This window comes from Commensalibacter melissae (assembly GCF_003691365.1).
GTDB classification, from domain to species: Bacteria; Pseudomonadota; Alphaproteobacteria; order Acetobacterales; family Acetobacteraceae; genus Commensalibacter; species Commensalibacter melissae.
Map to the genome: position 1 here is coordinate 1,040,794 of NZ_CP033087.1, position 17,460 is coordinate 1,058,253.

Below are 17,460 nucleotides of genomic sequence, written 5' to 3' on the forward strand. Positions count from 1 at the left end.
TCTCACTTAAAAAGGTGTGATCAGAGGCAAAAAGATCCTTGTCATTCTTTGATGAGGAAAAGGTCATGAGGAATTCCGAATTACCTTGTCAATTTTATTTATTTCGCGTGAACATTACCGTAGGAGGGCGCTCCCACACCAGGACAACTGCATGGAGAACCCAGAGGAACTTGATATGGAGTATGACAGCTATAAATTCCTGCCTTGCAAACAGATCCATAACCAACAGATGATTGTGTTCCTGCCGGAACTGGTGTTTCAGCTGTTCCTGAACATCCATCAAGAAACAGCGCGGATGAAACTAAACAGATACCGATACAAAAACAGTGTTTGATATTATTTATTCTTAAATTTACCATTTTCTTTCCATTCATGTTCTTCAATACTATTTTTATTAACTTTATGATTGAATATTATAATTCTCTATCCAAGGATTGATTTTTATCCAACATAAAATTATCCACAATTTGGGGGATAAACTTGAGGAATAGTTTGTGTGTTATTATAGGATAATATGCTAAAAAACTGTATAAATATATCATTTATGTTATAAACATATATAATATAAAGGTTTTTATCTAACTTTAACAGCTGGATAACATAAACTTTGCAATTATGAAATAAAGCCTTAATTAGAGACTAAATTGAAAAATAGAACAAGATTTTTAACTTTTATAATCACCCTATTTCCCTTGACTGTTTATGGACAATCAAGTGATGAAAAATCAATCAGTTTTTCATATGAACAATTACAACCTATTTTCAAAATTTTACGAACCCAATCAACAACAATAAGCCCCTCATGTATTGAAACCTTAAAAGATATACATGAATTGAAAAAACAAAAAGCCAATGACAAGTTTGACAATGACAGGGATGTCAACAGTAAAATATTAAGATCCCTATACAACAATGCATTGGAATTTTGCAAAGTAGACGCGAGAAATATATGCAGTCACCAAGTTCCCATTTCCATACGCATGGAATGTAGAAAACTTTCAGATTAACAATCCATACGCTGAAAAACCAAATCAATATATATATATATTTACAATTTTTTTATTTCCAACGCCAGTTTTTGATTTCTGGCATATCTTCACCATATTGGCGAATATATAATTCATGCTCAACAAGTTTGTCTCTCACAAACTGATCTATATAAGCTATTTTTGATTTGTAACGATCAACCCTGTTCATGATGTTTGATACCAAGTGATAACGATCAAGATTGTTCAATACAACCATATCAAAAGGTGTTGTGGTTGTTCCTTCTTCTCTGAAACCATGAACATGAAAATTTCTTGCATTGCTTCGTTTATAAATAAGCGAGTGAATTAATCTTGGAAAACCATGATAAGCAAAGATAACTGGTTTGTTGATTGTAAACAAGGCATCAAATTCTTGATTTGACAATCCATGTGGATGCTGATCATCTGTCATGAGAGTCATCAGGTCAACAACATTGATAAAACGAATTTTGAGATCTGGTACATATTCGTTAAGAATTTTGGTAGCCGCCAATGCTTCAAGCGTTGGCACATCACCAGCGCATGCCACAATGACATCGGGTTCTGTTCCTTTATCGTTACTGGCCCATTCCCAAATGCCAAGGCCTTTATAACAATGTTTAATTGCCTCATCCATGGTAAGCCACTGGGCCTCTGGCTGCTTGCCGGCAACAATAACATTGATACGGTCCGAACTTTTTAAACAGTGACTCGTGACCAGCAACAGGGTATTAGCATCTGGTGGCAAATAAACCCTGCTCATTTTAGGTTTTTTCGAAACAACATGATCTATGAAACCGGGATCTTGATGACTGAACCCATTATGATCCTGCCGCCAAACATGAGAAGTCAAAAGGATATTTAAAGACGAAATTGGCCGTCGCCATTCCACCTTGCTCGCCTCGTCCAACCATTTTGCAAATTGATTGACCATTGAGTCGACAATATGGATAAAAGCCTCGTAACAGGAAAACAATCCATGTCTTCCAGTCAATAAATATCCTTCAAGCCAACCCTCAACCGTATGTTCACTTAAAATTTCCATCACCTGTCCCTTATGGGCCAAATGATCATCGTAATCATATATTTCGGCATTCCAGACCCGATCGGTTACTTCAAATACCTTATTCAAACGATTTGAATTATTTTCATCAGGGGAAAGAAGCAAAAATTTTTCAGGATTCTTTTTAATGACATCTCTTAAAAACTCTCCCATTATCCTGGTTGATTCAGCAATTACATGACCATGTTTCGTCATTTTTACTGCATATTGTCGATAATCAGGTAACTTCAACGGTTGTCTGAGCAACCCGCCATTCCCATTCGGATTGGCGCTCATACGTTTATCCCCCTTGGGTGCCAATTCTGCAATTTCTGGAAATATTGCCCCTTTTTCATCAAATAATGCATCAGGATGATAGGATCTCATCCATTTTTCTAATAATTTCAGATGTTTTGGATTGCTCAAATCCCCAAAAGGAATCTGATGTGCACGCCAATAATCTTCCACTTTTTCTCCATCAATGGTTTTCGGGCATGTCCAACCTTTTGGGCTTTTAAAAATAATGGCTGGCCATAATGGACGACCGGTATCATTATTTTTGCGTGCATTCTGTTGTATTCGATGAATACGATTGAATGCAGTATTCATGGCTGAAGCCATTTTCTGATGCATTGAATCTGGATCATTATCTTCAACAAAAATTGGATCGTAGCCGTACCCCTTGATTAAATTGATTAATTCCTGATGGGATATACGTGCCAATATAGTCGGGTTTGCAATTTTATAGCCATTCAAATGAAGAATGGGTAAAACAGCACCATCTGTTTTTGGATTAACAAATTTATTACTGTGCCATGATGTTGCCAAGGGCCCTGTTTCTGCCTCACCATCACCTATAACACATGCAACGGTCAGATCAGGATTATCAAATATTGCCCCATATGCATGTGAAAGCGAATATCCAAGTTCTCCACCCTCATGAATGGATCCTGGTGTTGGTGCACCTGTATGGCTTGGAATGCCGCCGGGAAAGGAAAATTGTTTGAACAATTTCTGCATTCCCACTTCATCCTGTGTAATCTCGGGAAAAAGTTCTGTATAAGTCCCTTCAAGATAGGTTGACGCCACAACCCCAGGAGCCCCATGACCTGGCCCAGCTATAAAAAGAATATCGTTATCTCGTTCTCTGATAATACGGTTCAGATGAAGATAAATGAAATTGAGGCCCGGGGTTGTTCCCCAATGTCCAAGCAATCGTGGTTTGGTATGTTCCAGTTTCAATGGTTCCCTCAATAAAGGGTTATCCATTAGATAGATCTGTCCGATGGATAGATAATTGGCGGCATGCCACCATTTATTAAATAAGTCCACTTCATGTTCAGATAAAAGCTTTTTATCAGTCATTTTTTACTCCTTGATAAATAGCTATTGTTAAACTCAATAAGAGTTATTAAAACCCCGGATTCATGCACGCTGTTTCGAATTTAATAAAAGCTGTTGTATTTCTTTCAATATGATGAACTCCTCATTGGTCGGGATTGTATATACCTTGATATTGCTTTCTGAAGTACTGATCAATTCATTTCCATCTTTATTTGCCTGTTCATCAATTTCAATCCCTAGCCAAGACAAAGTCTGACAGACTACAGACCGGACATATGTGGCATGTGCACCGATACCAGCTGTAAAAATCAATCCGTCAATCCCTTTTAGACAAACAATTAGCCGACCTATTTCTCCAATCAGTTTATAAATAAACAAATCCAGTGCCTGTTTGGCAAATTTCGATTTTGGTCCATTTTGGGCAATTTCATGAATAAGACCTCGCATATCACTTGAAACCTCGGATACACCTAACAAACCAGATTGTTTCCAGATTATATCCTCAATTTCATCGGGAGACCTTTTTTCTTCACGAGTCATATATAAGACGACATTTGGATCGATCTGTCCAGTACGTGTACCCATCACCAAACCGTCCAAGGGCGTAAAACTCATGGACGTATCAATGGATTTTCCCTTATGTATAGCCGCAACACTTGAACCATTTCCAAGATGCGCCACAACTATTTTACCCTTAATCAGAGGGGATTTATTTTTTTGCAAATAATGCACGATATAATGATAGGAAAGACCATGAAACCCATAACGTCTTAATCCACTATCATAATATTTTCTTGGAAGGGCAAAGCGTTTAGCTTTATCTGGCATTGTGGCATGAAAAGCGGTATCAAAACAAGCAACCTGAGTAATATCCGGATATTTATCCATTATGACTTTCATGGGAGCAAGGCTGGCCGGTTGATGCAAGGGTACAAATGGTGTCAATGAATCCAGATAACTGTAAATTTTTTGATCAATAACAACAGGACGATAATATTTCATCCCACCATGAACCACACGATGACCGATTGCCAGAATTCTATCTTTTTTCATAAAATCGAAAAGCCATTTCAAGACCTGATCCAACAATTCATCCCTGGCATCAAGTTTTGCATATTGACCATCTGTCCATTTTTTTTCATGAATGATTTTATCTTGACGATCGGTTATTTTCAAATGTGGTCCTGATCCAATCCCCTCTAGTAATCCTTTGGAATATAATTCAAAATCTGAATTATTCTGACTCCGATACAGAGAAAATTTTAGACTTGATGAACCCGCATTAATGATTAATACGACCGATGCCATACACGAAACCCTTCTAGAAAAATAACCTATATATCTAGAAAAGCATAAAGTTAAAAAACTGTTTTAATCAATCAATAGCATAAATAATTGTAGATAAATCAATTAATTCATAAATTTATATTCAGTTTCTCTTCAGCCTTTCACATACTTAATGATTAATCGTAATTCTTTTTTTGTCAAAAGGATAATGTTAAAATTTATTCCTTAATAATCTTGCCTGATCACGTTTCCAGTCTCGATCAGCTATTGCCTGACGTTTATCCGCTTTTTTCTTACCCTGACCTAGACCTAGTGTTACCTTGGCTATCCCCCGGCTGTTAAAAAAAATATCCAGTGGAACCAATGTCATACCATTCCTACTTATAGCCCCTAGCAATTTAAAAATTTGTTTTTTATGAAGCAGCAGTTTCCTGGGGGCGCGTGGATCAAATTTTGAAAAAAATCCGCCCTGATATTCAGGAATGTAGCTATTGAAAAGCCATATTTCCCCTTCCCTTTCCCCTGCATGAGCCTCGTTAATCGTGGCCCGTCCTAAACGCAAACTTTTTACTTCCGGACCCTTTAACATTAAACCGGCTTCCACCTTATCAACAATGGAATAGTTGAACGTGGCTTTACGATTTTTTGCCACGTTTCCAAAAGAGATTAGAGAATTTTTCTTTTTTTCCGCCATTTAACCCAATAATCCCACTTTTTCCAAAGCCTCTTTAACCCTAATCCGCGTTTTCTCCGCAACAGGCGCAAGCGGTAAACGGCAAGTCTCTCCTGCCAACCCCAAAACGGACGCTGCAAATTTAACGGGGCCTGGATTGCTCTCAATAAAAAGGGCATCATGTAAAACAGACAAACGATCCTGCATAGCCATTGCATTGGCAATATGACCATCCTTCCAGGCCTGTTGCATTTCTGCGCATAATTTTGGTGCAATATTAGCCGTCACACTGATACAACCATCACCACCAGCGGCCAAAAATGAAATCGCGGTACCATCTTCCCCCGACAACTGGTTAAAATTCTTTTTAACCGCCCGTCTTACCTGAATGGGTCGGACAAGATTAGCCGTCGCATCTTTGACACCAACAATATAGGGATTTTCTGCAAGTCTTGCCATAGTCTCCACAGACATGTCAATTACTGAGCGGGCTGGTATATTATAGATATAAACAGGAAATTCCGTCGCCTCTACAATTGACATATAATGACAATACAATCCTTCCTGGGTTGGTTTGTTATAATAAGGTGTTACGACCAAAGCAGCTGTCGCGCCAATTTCTTTTGCAAATTTAACCATTTCAATAGCTTCAGATGTACTATTTGATCCGGCTCCTGCCAAAACTGGAACCCTACCATTTGCAACCTTGACCGCCACTTCAACAATTTTCCGATGTTCTTCATGAGATAAAGTTGGACTTTCCCCTGTTGTACCAACGGGAGCCAGTACAGAAGTCCCCTCCTGGATCTGCCAATCCACAAATTTTTCAAAAGTTGGAATATCCAATGAACCATCCTGTTTCATCGGGGTAATTAATGCCGTGATTGAACCTTCAAACCATATACTCATGTTGTCATTATTCCTTATCAATCATTGATATTCAATTATATATTAAATAAGTGTATCAAATTTTTATAAAATTATATATGGACTATACACTCTGACGATATTGTGAAGCAGGATACACCCCCAAAAGAACATAATCATCTGAATAAAATTTCAGTTCATTCAAGGCTTGATTTAACGGGTCATTGTGAACATGTCCTTCCACATCAACCAAAAATTTGGTTGCAACAAACCCCCCTTTATCCATACAGCTTTCCAAACGTGTCATATTTACATTATTTGTCGCAAAACCTCCCAATGCCTTGTAAAGGGCGGATGGAATATTTTTCGTTTTAAATAAAACAGTCGTCATCATGTTTTCACGTTGCGTTGGAATTTTCTTCTCACGTGAAACGATATAAAAGCGGGTTGTATTATAATTTTCATTTTCAACATTGTAACGTAATACATCCAGCCCATTCAATTCTGCCGCAAGTTCCGATGCGATTGCCGCATCTTCCCTGTTATTCATTTTTGCTATAATTTCAGCAGCACCTGCGGTATCAAATTCTGTTATCCGTTCAAGCGACAAATCATTGATTATTTCCGAAACCTGCCCCATTGCCACCGAATGTGTGTGAACCCTTTTGATATCAGAAATTTTTGCATTCTTGATACCTATTAGACAATGTTCAATCCTTTGGAAATGCTCACCAACAATAAAAAGTCCCGAAGAAGGCAAAAGATTATGAATATCAGGCACTCTTCCAACTAAATTATTTTCGCATGGCAACATGGCTTGTTCAGCCTTTCCAGACTGCACAGCTTTTATCGTTTCAATAAAATTTTCACAAGGTAACGTTACCCATCCCCGCCTTGCCGAACGACAGGCCATATCGGAATAGGCACCTGGTCGACCCTGAAAGGCAATAATTTTGGCAGTCATAAAATAATCCTATTAAATAATTCGTTTTCTTATCCGTTCAAGATCGTCTGGTGTATCAATTCCCAATGGCGCTTCATCTATTACAGCACAACCAATATTCATTCCAGCTTCCAAAGCTCTCAATTGCTCGAGTTTTTCACGTTTCTCAAGTAAAGATTGAGGCAAGTTTATAAAACGGTTAAGAGATTTTCGCGTATATGCATAAATACCGACATGGTGCCATAATGGACCCTTTCCCCATGGAATTGTTGCACGAGAAAAATACAGAGCCTTCGCAAATAATAAATCCTCACTAAAACTGCAAGCCACCTTTACTACGGAAAAAGCCGTCTTTTCAAATTCATTTTTCACGGGAGCTATCAAGGTTCCGATATCTATTCCAGAATATTTCAGCGGTATCAGTGATTTACCAATATCTGATGGATCAATGAGGGGTAAATCGCCCTGAACATTGATAATCGTATCAATGTGATCATATTCCTGCAGTAAGGATAGTGCCTGATAAATTCGGTCTGAACCAGATAAAAGATTTGGATCCGTATCAATTGCCCTGCCCCCGTTCTCCCTGACAATCTCCGAAATTTCCCTATCACCTGAAGCTACAACCACTGGTCCGATTTCCGTTTTTAAAGCCTGTTCCATCACCCTGACTATCATAGGTTTTCCACCGATATCAACCAAAGGTTTTCGTGGCAGTCTAGTTGAGGCCAATCGTGTTGGAATAAGGATCAAAGCAGGCTTCATCAACAATTCTCTATAAATAATATATATCAGTTTTTCTTTATGTTGTATTATTAATAATAAGCTTTTATTCTATAATCAATTTAATAATCATAGTTGTTATTCAAGAAACCAAAGAAAAATAAAATGGATAGTTTTGACTGGAACCGTATAGCTGCAGCTTGTGTCATATCCTGTGGAATATTGTTTGGTAGCTGGTTGATAAGTAAGATTTTGATTCCTTACTCACCGCTTACATCATCAGTATATGCTAGTGAAAATCAAGAAACCATTGATCTCAAAACCGCCGATATAGGCAAAGGAAAAATCATTGCCTCACAACAATGCGGAGTATGCCACAGTTTCAGACAGGGTGAACCTGATAAAATAGGGCCTTCACTTTTTAATATCAAAAATAAAAAAATTGCCTCCAGTCCAAACTTTAATTACTCTTCTTCGCTTAAAATACATGAAAACGAATACTGGACTGTGGAAAATCTAAATAAATGGCTTGCCAAACCACTTGCTTTTGCTCCCGCTACTCTAATGGCTTATGGTGGTCTTTCATCAAATAAGGATCGGGCGGATGTAATTGCATATCTAAATTCTCTGACAGGCAATAATCCTCCTTCAGGACAAAAATAAAAAAACTAAAATAAAGAACCATTTGCATATGTAATAAATTTAACTATGCTTAAACCAAAAATGATTTTTGAAAAATTATAATATTTTAAATTTTATTGATTTCAAACAATAGGTTTTATAATCTTTATGCTCCAACAATTTTAATGTTAAAATTATAAATCAATTAATTTTTTTACCCTTATCACCTAATTGTCTAATCAGGAAAATATAGTGAAGAATTTAAATTCTTATCTTCAGATTGCTGAACATGCCCTTCAAGAGGCACAAAAAGTTATTCGTCCCTATTTTAGACATTCAATTCATGCAGATGACAAATATGATGAATCCCCTGTAACAAAAGCCGATCGTGAAGCCGAACAAACAATCCGACAAATCCTAAAACAAGAAACACCCGATTTTGGAATTATTGGAGAGGAATATGGATCAGATAATATAAATTCCAAATTTCAATGGGTTATAGATCCAATTGATGGAACCAGGGCTTTTATAACAGGCCGTCCCTTATTTGGAATATTAATCGCCTTATTGTATGAGGGTAATCCTGTATTGGGAATCATTGACCAACCGATACTCAAAGAGCGCTGGATTGGTCTTGAAGGGTATGAAAGCCAATTTATTTCAGAATTTGGTGGTCATATAGGTACAAGAAAATGTATTAACCTTTCCATAGCCGAAGGTTCTTGCACTGCACCTGAAATCCTTGATCATTCTCCAAACATTCGCTGGAAATCATTGTGCAAAAAAATCAAGAGAATGAGCTGGGGTGGAGATTGTTACGCGTATGGTTTATTGGCATTGGGTCAAATTGACCTCATAATTGAATATGGCAATAAAATTTGGGATTGGGCGGCCTTGGTTCCAATCATAAAAGGAGCCGGAGGATCAATAACCGACTGGAATGGAAATTCCCTATCTCTTCAAAACAATAATAAATCTGTGCTAGCTTTGGGTGATCCAGGCTTAAAACAGGACGTTATCAAAATTTTAAATTTTTAGTTTCTATATATTAAAGAGAAAATTAATGAATTCACATCTATCATTACCCAAAGACAAAATTCATATTCTTTTATTAGAAGGTGTTCATCAAAGTGCCGTCGATTTATTAAAAAAGAATGGGTATAACAACATTACCTATCTTAAGACAGCCTTGGAGGGTGATGCTTTAAAAAAAGCGATCAAAGGTGTACATTTAATCGGTATTCGCTCCCGTACACAATTAACCAAAGAAATCTTGGATGAAGCCGATAAACTGATTGCTATTGGATGTTTTTGCATCGGAACAAATCAAGTTGATCTTAATGCTGCACGCAATCTGGGTATTCCTGTTTTTAATGCCCCCTTCAGCAATACCCGTTCGGTGGCGGAATTGGTAATGGGTGAAATCGTCATGCTGTTAAGGCGCATTTTTGTTCGCTCATCCGAATGTCATAAAGGACTCTGGGACAAAAGCAGTATAAACAGCTGGGAAGTAAGAGGCAAAACTTTAGGAATTGTGGGATATGGATCCATCGGATCACAATTATCAATTTTAGCCGAATCATTTGGATTACAGGTTATATATTATGATATAGTTGATAAGTTAAGTCATGGAAATGCGCGTCCTGTCCAGTCATTGAAAGATCTTTTACAGATAAGTGATATTGTTAGCCTGCATGTGCCTCATAATAAAGGCACTATCAATCTGATAGGCGAAAAAGAGATAGCCTTGATGAAACCCGGTTCATTTCTTATCAATAACGCTAGAGGACAGGTTGTTGATATTGATGCCCTTGTACAAGCATTGAAATCCAATCATCTTTTAGGTGCGGCAATTGATGTATTTCCTGTAGAACCCAAAGTTAAAGGTGAGGAATTCACTTCAGCATTACGCGGATTGGATAATGTTATCCTAACACCTCATATCGGTGGATCCACAATCGAGGCGCAAGAACGAATTGGTCGGGAAGTAGGAAATAAGTTTATTGAATATTCGGATGTCGGTTCAACCCTAAGTGCCGTAAATTTTCCAGAAGTTCAGTTGCCAATTCGTTTAAAAGGCACACGATATATGCATGTTCATCAAAACATTCCTGGCATCATGCAAAAAATTAACAACATATTTACCAAGGTCAACGCCAATATTTCTGCTCAATATTTACAAACTGATGGTGAAGTGGGTTATGTTGTCATTGAGGCAACAACCGATGGAGATAAGGAAATTGATATTGAAATTTTGCGAGCCTTACGCAATCTCGAGGGAACGATCAGAGCTCGAATCCTTTATCGTCCAAATGAGTTGTAATTAATTAAAATTTTAAAGTCAGGATCCATATTCTATAATGGCAATAACCAGAATATCAACTTTTGCCTTTTCTGGTATTGATCCTATTTCTGTGGAAATTCAGGTTCAAATCTCTCGAGGCTTACCCGCATTTACAATTGTTGGCCTGGCTGATAAGGCCGTGACTGAATCCCGTGAACGGGTTAAGGCTGCCCTTATCTCAATGGGCATAGCCTTACCACCGAAACGGATTTTGATAAATCTTTCTCCAGCCGATATTATTAAAGAGGGCACTCATTATGATTTGCCTATTGCATTGGGACTGTTGGTCGCTTTGGATATTATTCCTGAAGAAATGTTATTGAATTATGCAGCTGTTGGCGAATTATCACTTGATGGAAAAGTTAGTGCTGTCAACAATGTAATTTCAGCAACTATTGGAGCTGTTTCTCAAGAAAAAGGTTTGATTTGTCCAGCCATACAAGGAAGCGAAGCCTTATTGGGTGGTGATATAGATATACTTGCTGCTCCCGATCTGCTTTCAATCATCCAACATTTTTTGGGAAAACAGATTTTAACGCCTCCTAAAATGTTACAGTCTCCAAATACCTCCCATGATTATGATTTGTTTGATATCAAAGGTATGGAAAGTGCAAAACGTGCCCTGGAAATTGCCGCTTCAGGTGGGCATTCAATGTTGATGATTGGGCCACCAGGATCTGGCAAATCCATGCTTGCAACAAGATTGCCCAGCATTTTACCTGATTTAACCGCACAACAATCTTTAGAGGTTACTCGTATTTATAGTGCTGCGGGATTATTAAACGGTTCTGTCCCTATCAGACAACCTCCCTTTCGAAACCCGCATCATTCTGCCAGTCAAGTTTCATTAACTGGAGGAGGAATAAAAGTAAAACCGGGGGAAATAAGCTTGGCTCATCATGGAATATTATTTTTGGATGAATTTCCTGAATTTACGAGGAACAGTCTTGAAGCATTAAGACAACCGCTTGAAAATGGTAAAATATCTATTGCCAGAGCGATGAATCATATAACTTTCCCTGCGAAATTTCAATTAATTGCCGCAATGAATCCCTGTCGATGTGGATATATGGGCGATACAGAACGTGAGTGTCATCGTGTCCCCCGCTGTGGTGAAGAATATACTCGTAAGATTTCTGGTCCATTATTGGATCGTATCGATATTGTTACCTATATTGAACCGATACCACCACGCGATATCGTTTCTATACCGAATGGTGAAAAAAGTGTAAAAGTTGCAAAACGTGTAAAAAAAGCCAGAGAAAAACAATTTGAAAGACAGAACAATTTAAATTGTGAATTAAATAATAATCAAATATCATTATCTGCCTCGGTGACGGAAATAGTAGAAAAAGCTTCAATGCAATTACGCCTTTCTGCCCGAGGCATCACAAGATTATTGAGGGTGGCTCTTACAATCGCAGATCTTTCAGAAAAGGATGAAATTGATATTTCCAGTATTACTGAAGCGTTGTCCTATCGAAAACGTAATCTACTTTAACGTTTTATCAAAAGCTTGTTTTAAATCTTCAATCAAATCATTTTCATTTTCTAAACCGATATGAAACCTACAAGCCGGACCAGTTAAAGTTCTGCTTTTATACTTCCTTCTTATCTCTCCATCAGTGAGTAAAACCAGACTTTCATATCCCCCCCAAGAAGCACCAATTGAAAAAATTTTAAGATGATTAATCATTTCAATAACTTTTTGCAAAATAATATTTTTTTTGAAAACCACTCCAAATACACTGCTTGCACCTGTAAAATCTCGTTTCCAAAATTCATGCCCATAACAACTTGGCAATGCAGGATGAAGAACCCGTTCAACATAAGGTTGCCGACTGCACCAGTGTGCAATTTTTAATCCGGTCACTGATTGTTTTTCGAGTCGCGCTGCCATAGTTCTCAACCCACGCAATGTTAACCAGCATACATCTGGCGCTGCCACCTCTCCCATGGCGACAGCATAATCCCTTAAAATATGCCATTCATCATCACATTTAACTGTAATGGCACCAAGTACTAAATCTGAATGACCATTGGCATATTTTGTTAATGCCTGAACAGATATATCCACTCCATGCTCGAAAGGCTTAAATATACCTATTCCCCATGTATTGTCTAATATTAGTTTAGCTCCATATCTATGAGCTATTTCAGCCGTACCAGCAATATTCTGAATTTCAAAACTATGACTGCCTGGACTTTCCGTAAATATTAATTTCGTATTGTTTTGAATATAGGTTTCAATTTCATCAAGATTACAATCAGCGGGGTAGTAGCTGATTTCAACTCCAAATTTTTCCAAAACAGTCTCTGCAAACCGTTTGGTTGGCCCATAGATACTGTCAATTATCAAACAATGATCACCTGACGATAAAAAACCTAATAGAGGTATAGTACAAGCTGCCAAACCCGATGATACTACTTGACAATGTGATCCTCCTTCAATTTGGGCAATAACTTGCTCAAGCTGATGCTGATTTGGTGAACCCATTGCTCCATAAAGCGTTTCATGTTCATACTTACCTTTTTCTGAACGACGCATTGCTTCAACTGAAGGATATATAACTGTCGATCCCCGTGCGAGCGGATCATTTACAAACACACCTTTTTCGGGTAATGAGTATGTCTGTCTACCTATTTGGACCAAAAATGTTGACAAAATTTTCCATCCATAAGAAACGGCTAATTCTTCAGAGGATATATGAGACATGGTTTAACCTTTTTGATAAAAAATCTTTTACTTACTGAAAAATCATCTTATAAAGATTTGTCCTATTTTTATATTTAAATCCTGTTAGCAATAATTGAAACTCATACTTTATAATATTTATTAATTCGTAATTGTTATCGATAATTAATTATCCCAAAAATGTTATTAAAATTTTTATATATTGAAAAACAAAGATTAATTCTTAAATTTGTTGGATCAGAAATAGGTAGTAATATTAATTATATTATCAGATAACTATCTAAGAATATCAATTCATGACCCTTTCAATTACACCACATTACAAAATTCCTAACATTCCTAAAATATTTTCTCAAATGAAAATTATCAGCTGGAATTTGTTAAGAAAAATTGGAGCATCTCCATATGACGTTGCTTACTTGATCAATAATCACAAACCTGATTTATTGTTAATGCAGGAAGCAACAGAGGAAATTAATATTTTACCCGATCTTGTTGGTGGTTATTACAGTCGTTTTCCATTACCTGGCAGAATTCATGGTGTTGCTTGCTGGAGTCCTTACCCATTTTTTTCGCCACCCACGATTTGCGATTTACCCCGAGGCACGTTAATCAAACGTGTTGCCCAATTGATCGATTATGGAAATTTCTGGATAGCTAATGTCCACCTATCCCATGGTCAGATATTGAACCGTAAACAATTACAGGCTCTTGCCGGTATTCTACCTGATCACGCTGCAGTTTTAGGTGACTTTAATCAGATTGGTCCCGCATTATTACATGGATTCAGAGATGTTGGGCCCAATGAACCAACACATAAAATGGCCAATCTTGTACCAATTCGTCTCGATCGTTGCCTGATCAAGGGTATGGAGTGTATTGCAAGTCAGGTTTTATCCAGATTTACATCCGATCATCATCCAATAATGGTGATACTACGTCCAGTCTTATAAATATGGAAGCAGCAATCGAGTGGTAGCATCTCTTAATTTTACTAGGAAGAATCTTTTTTCAAGCTCTTTTAATTTTAATAGCTTGTTTTTATGCAATATAATGAAATCGTCAATTTTTTCTGAAAATTTTTCATGATAAACTTCCATATTGATTTCAAAATTCAATCTTAAACTACGCATGTCAATATTTGAACTACCCACAAAGGACCATAAACGGTCAATAACCATCAGTTTGGAATGATTGAAAGGGGGATTGGCCAACCAGATTTTACATCCATAACGTAAGGGTAATTTATTGTTTATGTTTCTGGCCCAATCAACCAAAAACTGATTGCTTTGTTCAGGGGTAATTATATCAATTTCCACACCTCGAATGGCAGCCATACATAACAATGATAGAAAACGGTCATCCGGCAAAAAATAAGGGGTCATAATCCTTATTGATTTACGCGCCAAACTTATTGCCTGCATCATTGTATATTTGATTTTTTCCATATCTGAATCAGGACCAGCGGTTATAATGCGACACACCATATCTCCTTCCTCTTTTACTTCTGGAAAAAATTTTTTATCATCCAGCTTTTCCGATGTAATAAAAAACCAGTCCTGCAAAAAAGCTTCAGTTAATTCATGTACAATGGCGCCTTTTACCCTAAAATGAGTGTCTGAAACCGGATTTTTAGGACATTTTGATAACACATTTACAGCAGCGATATTTAAACCTCCTATAAATCCAATCTTTCCATCTACCACCAAAATCTTCTTATGAGTTCTTAAGTTTATAAACGCCATTTTCCAGGGAAGAAACGTATGCATAAACCTGTCTATACGAACGCCATGAGCTTTTAAATATTTGGCAATGGGACAATAGAAATAACCGCTACCTATTCCATCGACAAGCACACGAACAACAGCGCCTCTTTCATGTGCCTTGATTATTGCATCGGCAAATTTCCTGCCAATATCATCACTTTTAAGAATATAAGAGGATAAGAAAACGCAACTTTTTGCAGAATTTATTGATTCCAGCATAACGGGATAGGCTTCATCCCCATTATGATATATATCAATATTATTTCCCTTTAATAATGCCCTTTGTGTAAAGCTTTCTACAACTTTAGCCAATGGATAAAAATGACCTTGAACTGTATAATTAAAATTGCTTTTGGTAAATTTATGATGCCAAGGCCTGTGTGTGGCCAATTTTTGTGCCTTTCGGGTAACACGATTTATACCAAACATAAAATACAGAATAAAACCCGTAATTGGCATTATCCACGAGAATCCGATCCATCCTATTGCAGCTTTGGTATCTCTCACATGTTTCAAAACATGATAGGTAACCACTATTAATAAAAATAATCTTAGAACCGCCATTACCCAATCTTGCTTGACATCAATAAAAAACAGATAAGTATAAAAGGCAGTCATAAAATTCCATTCCATATAATTAACAACATATATTTTTATTCTATTTTAATTATGTTATGCTTTAATTATGATCAAATTTAGTAATCGTCAAAACGATTTTAATTCTTATTCTTTCACCAATAAAAATTATGCTGCTGGATTATTTGCTGAAGAAAAAGTAGCGAGCTATTTAAAAAAACTTGACTGGAACATATTGAATCAAAGATACCGCTGTCCATTTGGAGAAATTGATTTGATTGCACAACGTGCTGACTATATATTGTTTGTGGAAGTAAAAAAAAGAAAAACCTTGCGAAAAGCTCTTTTCGCTCTTACCAATAGACAAAAACAAAGATTGATTAATTCCGCGAATTGTTATCTTGAAACATATAACATGAATAATATCAACAATGTTCAATTTGATTATATTATACTAGATTTTCAAAATCGAATTGAACATCTTGAAAATATTACCGCTTATTAGCTGCGATGACGACGAGCTTTAAACTTTTTATGGGATGAAACATTATATAAAACATTTCTTACCCTCATTTTTCCTAGATTTCTTTGTCTGTAGGAAATTTTATGAACCAATGATGAATAACTTTTTTTTGAACTCGTGTGATAGGCAACACTCCTTAACATTGGATGTCTTGATTTTCTCACAGTACGTTTGACAGGACGGTAATGATGTACTATAGGTGCAGCTGTAAGGGATGCAAGGGTTAACTTACCAGCTTCCGATTCCGTAACAATATGTTGCGCCTTAACAAAAGAAGGCATTGAACACCCTAATATTGTAACTCCTAAAACCCAATAAAAAGTTTTTTTTACATTTTTTATCATTATCCCATACCCTTAAACCGAATACCAACCTAGATATCAAGAAACACATTAAAGGACAATTTAGCAAGAATAAAAAGAAATAAAATAGAATTTTTATTCTTGCGTTGTAAAAATTCTACTATTTACTTGCTGATAATATTTTCATCCTGAAAAAGAGTTTTCAATTCGCCAGTAGCATACATCTCGCGAACAATATCACAACCACCGACAAGCTTTCCCTTGACATAAAGCTGAGGAAACGTTGGCCAACTGGAAAACTCCTTTAATCCCTGCCTTAATTCATCATCTTCAAGAATATTTACATCCTTGAAAGAAACGCCCATATCAGAAAGAATATGAACCACTTTTGCAGAAAAACCACAACTTGGAAAGTCTGCTGTACCCTTCATGAAAAGAACAACAGGATTGTTATCAATTTCTTTTTGGATTTGTTGAAATAACGGATTACTCATTTATTGTATAATTCCTTGATTAAATTATTATAATACAGACGTTTGTAAAGCCAAGGCATGTAAATCTTTATCCATATAATTTTCCAATGCCTTATAGACAAGCTGATGTTGCTGAACTTTGCTTAATCCATCAAATTCTTTAGCGCTGATCTTGCAATAGAAATGTCTTCCATCATTTTTCAATGCACCAACATCAATAATAGCATCAGGAAATACTTCGACTAAGCGATCTTTAATTTCTGAAATATTCATC

The 17,460-nt window shown here is 36.7% G+C and carries 19 protein-coding genes; 7 read left to right on the plus strand and 12 right to left on the minus strand.

Annotation, left to right across the window (positions count from 1 at the left end; genetic code table 11):
• Positions 1–98: 98 nt before the first annotated feature.
• Positions 99–359: a hypothetical protein gene (locus tag D9V35_RS04695; protein ID WP_122123578.1), complete on the minus strand. Its 261-nt coding sequence runs from the start codon at positions 357–359 to the stop codon at positions 99–101.
• Positions 360–644: 285 nt separating this feature from the next.
• On the opposite strand from D9V35_RS04695, the gene D9V35_RS04700 reads away from it, so the two are divergent.
• Positions 645–1,007 (plus strand): hypothetical protein, encoded by a 363-nt coding sequence (locus tag D9V35_RS04700; RefSeq protein ID WP_110437991.1) that lies wholly within the window; start codon positions 645–647, stop codon positions 1,005–1,007.
• 52 nt (positions 1,008–1,059) lie between these two features.
• Here the strand turns inward: D9V35_RS04700 and D9V35_RS04705 are convergent, their stop codons facing one another.
• The 6 genes from D9V35_RS04705 to D9V35_RS04730 all read right to left on the minus strand — a co-directional run bounded on the left by D9V35_RS04705 (position 1,060) and on the right by D9V35_RS04730 (position 7,928).
• Positions 1,060–3,414, minus strand: a complete 2,355-nt coding sequence (locus D9V35_RS04705) for a phosphoketolase family protein (RefSeq protein ID WP_122123579.1) — start codon at positions 3,412–3,414, stop codon at positions 1,060–1,062.
• A 60-nt stretch (positions 3,415–3,474) separates the two neighbouring features.
• Positions 3,475–4,701: an acetate/propionate family kinase gene (locus D9V35_RS04710; RefSeq protein ID WP_122123580.1), complete on the minus strand. Its 1,227-nt coding sequence runs from the start codon at positions 4,699–4,701 to the stop codon at positions 3,475–3,477.
• A gap of 190 nt (positions 4,702–4,891) precedes the next feature.
• Complete coding sequence (smpB, locus tag D9V35_RS04715) at positions 4,892–5,374, minus strand: SsrA-binding protein SmpB (protein WP_110437994.1); 483 nt, start codon at positions 5,372–5,374, stop codon at positions 4,892–4,894.
• Positions 5,375–6,262 (minus strand): 4-hydroxy-tetrahydrodipicolinate synthase, encoded by an 888-nt coding sequence (gene dapA, locus D9V35_RS04720; RefSeq protein WP_122123581.1) that lies wholly within the window; start codon positions 6,260–6,262, stop codon positions 5,375–5,377.
• An 82-nt stretch (positions 6,263–6,344) separates the two neighbouring features.
• On the minus strand, positions 6,345–7,184 hold the full coding sequence (locus D9V35_RS04725) for a prephenate dehydratase (RefSeq protein WP_122123582.1): 840 nt from the start codon (positions 7,182–7,184) through the stop codon (positions 6,345–6,347).
• 12 nt (positions 7,185–7,196) lie between these two features.
• Entirely contained in the window at positions 7,197–7,928 is a 732-nt protein-coding gene (locus D9V35_RS04730) for a 3-deoxy-manno-octulosonate cytidylyltransferase (RefSeq protein ID WP_122123583.1), read from the minus strand.
• A 123-nt stretch (positions 7,929–8,051) separates the two neighbouring features.
• On the opposite strand from D9V35_RS04730, the gene D9V35_RS04735 reads away from it, so the two are divergent.
• The 4 genes from D9V35_RS04735 to D9V35_RS04750 all read left to right on the plus strand — a co-directional run bounded on the left by D9V35_RS04735 (position 8,052) and on the right by D9V35_RS04750 (position 12,352).
• A complete protein-coding gene (locus tag D9V35_RS04735) occupies positions 8,052–8,549 on the plus strand; it encodes a c-type cytochrome (protein WP_122123584.1) in 498 nt (165 codons plus the stop codon).
• Between the two features lie 210 nt (positions 8,550–8,759).
• Positions 8,760–9,545 (plus strand): inositol monophosphatase family protein, encoded by a 786-nt coding sequence (locus D9V35_RS04740; protein ID WP_240993342.1) that lies wholly within the window; start codon positions 8,760–8,762, stop codon positions 9,543–9,545.
• A 25-nt stretch (positions 9,546–9,570) separates the two neighbouring features.
• On the plus strand, positions 9,571–10,830 hold the full coding sequence (serA, locus tag D9V35_RS04745) for a phosphoglycerate dehydrogenase (RefSeq protein WP_122123585.1): 1,260 nt from the start codon (positions 9,571–9,573) through the stop codon (positions 10,828–10,830).
• Positions 10,831–10,867: 37 nt separating this feature from the next.
• Positions 10,868–12,352: a YifB family Mg chelatase-like AAA ATPase gene (locus D9V35_RS04750; protein ID WP_122123586.1), complete on the plus strand. Its 1,485-nt coding sequence runs from the start codon at positions 10,868–10,870 to the stop codon at positions 12,350–12,352.
• Here D9V35_RS04750 and metC read toward each other — a convergent pair.
• A complete protein-coding gene (metC, locus tag D9V35_RS04755) occupies positions 12,344–13,567 on the minus strand; it encodes a cystathionine beta-lyase (RefSeq protein ID WP_122123587.1) in 1,224 nt (407 codons plus the stop codon). The genes D9V35_RS04750 and metC overlap by 9 nt on opposite strands.
• A 275-nt stretch (positions 13,568–13,842) precedes the next feature.
• Between metC and D9V35_RS04760 the strand changes: the two genes are divergently transcribed.
• Positions 13,843–14,499 (plus strand): endonuclease/exonuclease/phosphatase family protein, encoded by a 657-nt coding sequence (locus D9V35_RS04760; protein ID WP_110438002.1) that lies wholly within the window; start codon positions 13,843–13,845, stop codon positions 14,497–14,499.
• Here the strand turns inward: D9V35_RS04760 and cls are convergent.
• The gene (gene cls / locus D9V35_RS04765) at positions 14,494–15,930 is read right to left on the minus strand and encodes a cardiolipin synthase (RefSeq protein WP_122123588.1); all 1,437 of its coding nucleotides are present in this window, start codon (positions 15,928–15,930) and stop codon (positions 14,494–14,496) included. The two genes, D9V35_RS04760 and cls, sit on opposite strands and share 6 nt — an antisense overlap.
• A gap of 67 nt (positions 15,931–15,997) precedes the next feature.
• Here cls and D9V35_RS04770 point away from each other — a divergent pair, with 67 nt between their 5' ends.
• A complete protein-coding gene (locus tag D9V35_RS04770) occupies positions 15,998–16,393 on the plus strand; it encodes a YraN family protein (RefSeq protein ID WP_122123589.1) in 396 nt (131 codons plus the stop codon).
• On the opposite strand, the gene D9V35_RS04775 is transcribed toward D9V35_RS04770, so the two are convergent.
• The 3 genes from D9V35_RS04775 to D9V35_RS04785 form a co-directional block, all read right to left on the minus strand.
• Positions 16,390–16,692, minus strand: a complete 303-nt coding sequence (locus tag D9V35_RS04775) for a hypothetical protein (RefSeq protein ID WP_162988582.1) — start codon at positions 16,690–16,692, stop codon at positions 16,390–16,392. The genes D9V35_RS04770 and D9V35_RS04775 overlap by 4 nt on opposite strands.
• A 185-nt stretch (positions 16,693–16,877) precedes the next feature.
• Positions 16,878–17,207: a Grx4 family monothiol glutaredoxin gene (grxD, locus tag D9V35_RS04780; RefSeq protein ID WP_110438006.1), complete on the minus strand. Its 330-nt coding sequence runs from the start codon at positions 17,205–17,207 to the stop codon at positions 16,878–16,880.
• Between the two features lie 27 nt (positions 17,208–17,234).
• Positions 17,235–17,459: a BolA/IbaG family iron-sulfur metabolism protein gene (locus tag D9V35_RS04785; RefSeq protein WP_122123591.1), complete on the minus strand. Its 225-nt coding sequence runs from the start codon at positions 17,457–17,459 to the stop codon at positions 17,235–17,237.
• Between the last annotated feature and the right edge of the window lies 1 nt (position 17,460).